This is a genomic window from Microcoleus sp. MOSTC5 (assembly GCF_036701825.1).
Lineage (GTDB): Bacteria > Cyanobacteriota > Cyanobacteriia > Cyanobacteriales > Microcoleaceae > Microcoleus > Microcoleus asticus.
In genome coordinates this window covers 1-4,389 of record NZ_JAUBRK010000086.1, presented here as the reverse complement: position 1 = coordinate 4,389, position 4,389 = coordinate 1, and the positions used below count along the sequence as shown (strand labels likewise).

Genomic DNA, 4,389 nt, shown 5'->3' with positions numbered 1-4,389 from the left:
CCTACAGCGCCACAGATAACCTCGGCGCAGTTAGCCCCCCAGCTAACGCTAATCTCGGTTTAACAGGAACGACACCCCCACCGACTCCAGCACCAGTACCAACACCCACTCCCACACCATTACCCATACCGATTCCAGCACCAACACCAACTCCAACACCAACTCCCACACCGACTCCCAACGAACCGCCAGCAGCCAACAATACTAACCTCACCCTAGAGCCCAACAGCACCGCGCAAATTCCGGGATTGGGAAAAAGTGACCCCGATGGGTCGATCGCCTCTTACACCATCAACACCCTGCCGCCAGCGGCCCAAGGCATCCTGTTTTTAGGAGATCCAGCCAACGGCGGAGTAGCCGTGACACCGGGCCAAGTCTTGACACCGGAACAGCTAGGACAACTATTTTTCCAATCCACAGGTAGCTTTACCGGAGCAACTTTCAGCTACAGCGCTACAGATAACAACGGCGCTACCAGTCCCCTGGCTACCGCTACTCTCGGTTCCACAGGAGCAACTCCCACACCAAATCCCCTAAACTTACCGCCAGTAACCAACAATGCTAATTTCACGGTAGACCCCAACAGCAGCGCGCGGGTGCCGGGATTGGGAGGAAGTGACCCCGATGGGTCGATCGCCTCTTACACCATCAACACCCTGCCGCCAGCGGCCCAAGGAGTCCTGTTTTTAGGAGATCCAGCCAACGGCGGAGTAGCCGTGACGCCTGGTCAAGTTTTGACACCGGAACAAATAGGACAACTATTTTTCCAATCCACCGGCGACTTTACCGGTGCCAATTTCAGCTACAGCGCTACAGATAACAGCGGCGCTACCAGCCCCGCCACTGCTACAGTTGCCGCTATCTCCCCGACTTCCAACCAACCGCCATCGATTAACAATGTTAACTTCACGGTTCCGACTAACGGCATCGTGCAGGTGTTGGGATTGGGAGGAAGCGACCCCGATGGGTCGATCGTCTCTTACACCATCACCAGCGTCCCCCCAGCTAACCAAGGAGTCCTGTTCTTATCAGATTCAGTCAACGGCGACGTACCCGTGACAGCCGGTCAAGTTTTGACTCCGGCACAAATAGGACAACTATTTTTCCAATCCACAGTTGACTTTAACGGAGCAACTTTCAGCTACACGGCCACCGACAACCTCGGCAAAGTCAGCCCCGTTAGCGCTAATGTTGCTGCTATCTTGAGGCCAGTTGGAACTGTTCCCCCACTCATACCAACACCAACACCAACACCCGCGCCCGGTATCTCAAATCCGATCGGGGAAACAGATACCGACTGTCAGTGTTCGCCCATTATTGAAAAACCGGGAATTAACTTTGCGCCCCCGCAGCAACCGCCCGCAGTTGGATTTATCCAGCCGAATTCACAATTTTCAGAGGAACAAACCACCAAAGGAACCGACGGCGATGATTTCATCGCAGACACCAAAGGCAACCAAAAAATTGTCGGTTTTGAAGGCAACGATCTGCTTTTAGGTGAAGACGGCGCGGACGAAATTTACGGCAACGAAGACAATGACACAATTTTTGGCGGCATTGACACCGATATTGTTTACGGAGACGAGGGCAACGATATCCTATTCGCAGGCAAACAGAACGACTGGATTGCCGGCGACTTAGACTCTGACACCCTGTTTGGAGATCGAGGTGCGGATACGATTCTCGGAGACACCGGGCAGAACAACTCCCAGAGTCCTGACGATGCTCGCGATTTGATTTTCGGAGGCGAGGCTGGAGACCTCATTAACGGCAACGAGGGCGACGATACCATCCATAGCGGCAAAGGTGACGATATTGCCCTTGGAGGTAAAGAAAATGACCTGATTTGGGGCGAACTCGGCTCCGATACGTTGTTTGGTGGCATCGGCTCCGACACCTTGTTTGGGGGCATCCGCGACCAAAGGGCCAGCGACTCCCAGGGACTCGACTTGCTGTACGGAGGCTTCGGCAACGACTTCCTCAACGGCCAACAAGGCAACGATACGCTGGTTGGAGGCAAAGATAACGATCGCGCTTACGGAGGTAAAGGCAATGACATCATCTACGGTCAATTAGGCTCCGATACGCTCTACGGCGGCGAAGGAGCCGATACTCTGCTCGGCGACAGTGGCAGTTCCGAGTCCATCGGGGATCTCGGCGAACAAGACTTAATCTTTGGTGGCAGCGGCAACGACATCATGGGCGGCGGCCACGGTAATGATACCGTCCAAGCAGGTAAAGGCAATGATTGTGTTTGGGGTGGCAAAGATAATGACCTGATTTGGGGCGAACTCGGCTCCGATACCCTTGTTGGCGACAGCGGCGACGACACCATGTACGGTGGCGATCGAAGTCGAGCTCAAGATGTTGGCAGCCGGGACTTGCTCTTTGGCAACATCGGTGCTGATGTGCTGTTCGGCGATGAGGGTGACGATACCATCGCCGGCGGTCAAGACAACGACTTGATTTACGCCGGCAAAGCTAACGACCTCATACACGGAGATCGGGGCGACGACTTGATTTACGGCGGTGACGGCAGCGATGAGCTCTGCGGTGACGAGGGCAGCGATACCATCTATGGCGATCGTTCCGATAACCGGGGTGTCTCGGTGGGCGCAAACGACCAGCAAGACTGCATCAACGGCGGTGACGGGGATGACTTGCTCTACGGCAACGAAGGGCAAGATACTATCAACGGAGATGCTGGCAGCGATACCCTGATTGGTGGTAAAGATAGCGACCTTCTCAATGGGGGTGCTGGAGATGACTGGCTGTTTGGCGACTTGGGCGATGATACTTTAATTGGAGGTATTGGGAGCGATCGATTTGTGTTGAGTGCTGATGGTGGTACTGATACTGTGATTAACTTCGAGGTAGGCGTGGATAAGTTTGTTGTGAGCGACGGCCTGAGTTTCCAGCAGTTGCAATTTAGCGCCACTCCGAACGGTATGTTGCTGCAAGTAGCAGGAACAGATCGGGTTTTAGCGAATTTGGTGGGGGTTAACGGGGCGATCGGCTCCTCGGATTTCCTATCAGAGATATTACGCTCTGAGGCTTAGAATTAGCCGCGAAAGTCGCCTCTTCTCCGAACAAAACGCCACAGCAGATCGTAACTTCTGTGGCGTTCCTCACAATACTCAATCCTGGTTAGAAACTTTATAGCACTCGGCGCTTGACACCACTTTTACACTTGCCTTTCGTCCCTCTCTAACAATACTTCGGACAGTTTTTAAAGAGAGATGCGATGCCTTCGGCAAGCAACGCTTACGCAATACCGCAGAGAAGTGAAAACAGTGAGTGCAATCTGAACCCAAAATAAACAGAAAAAAAGGCACTCTTTTCGGTTAAGCTATAAAAACACACAAGCTCAACAGATTGCCTTATGAACATTATTGAATCTATCTTACAACAAATGCCAGGGATTAGTCAACCCCAAAAGAAGTTTTTAATCACTTTATTCTCAACTATTTTACTGAGCTATGGCAAAATCAACTTCACCAATCTCAGTCGTTATAGTTGTTTGAGCGAAAAAAACTACCGTCGTCACTTTCTCAAAAGCTTTAACTTTCCACAATTCAATCAATATTTCCTCGAAAAAGCTTTAAATCCTGAACACACGGTCATTGCTGTTATTGATTGTTCTTTCTTAAGAAAAAGTGGCAAAAAAACTGACGGTAAAGCTTATTTTTATAATGGTGTAGCGGGAAAATCGGAAGAGGGATTGGAAATTTCTGTGATTTCTATTGTCGAAATTGAGACTCGTTTATCTTATAGCTTAAGTGTACAACAAACTCCATCACGCCCTCAAATAAAGCCTGCGAAAAAGCTGCCCCAAAAACCGCAGAATTGCTGGTCAAGAAAAACTCGCAAAAAACCTGACTTTCAAAGTTCAAAGCCTGACATCACAAGAGTTGATGACTATGCACAACATCTAAAGAATACTCGTTATTTCTTCCCTACTTCTGTAAGTTATTTGGTGGCTGATGGCTATTACTACCGCTCTAAATTCTGGGATGCTGTGCGGGAGTTAAATTTAGACTTTATTGGCAAGTTAAGAGTTGATGCTAACCTACGCTATCTTTATACAGGTGAACAAAAGAAACTGGGCGCACCTCGCAAATATGATGGTAAATTTGACTCTAATGATTTGAGTCGTCTTAAATTCGTGAAACATCTAAAACCGGGAGTTTCATTATATACATTGGTTGTCTGGAGTTGTTGTTTAAATTGTCAAATTATAGCCTTTCTCAGAAAGATGAGGTACAATAACAACAGTGTGTAAACCAGTTAAAAATATTTGATGATGTAACCAGACTGAACGCCAACTCTATGGCTTTGGCTAATTCTTGATAATTAGTAGTCTTGATAGAACGGAGAATATTTTTAAGC

Annotated in this window: 2 protein-coding genes; both read left to right on the top strand. The window is 49.4% G+C overall.

Annotation, left to right across the window (positions count from 1 at the left end):
- Positions 1–3,059: Ig-like domain-containing protein (locus QUA54_RS30590; RefSeq protein ID WP_445301604.1), on the top strand; the 3,059-nt coding region annotated here is incomplete at its 5' end.
- Between the two features lie 323 nt (positions 3,060–3,382).
- Positions 3,383–4,282, top strand: coding sequence for a transposase (locus QUA54_RS30585; protein WP_333418372.1), 900 nt, complete (start codon positions 3,383–3,385; stop codon positions 4,280–4,282).
- Positions 4,283–4,389: the final 107 nt, after the last annotated feature.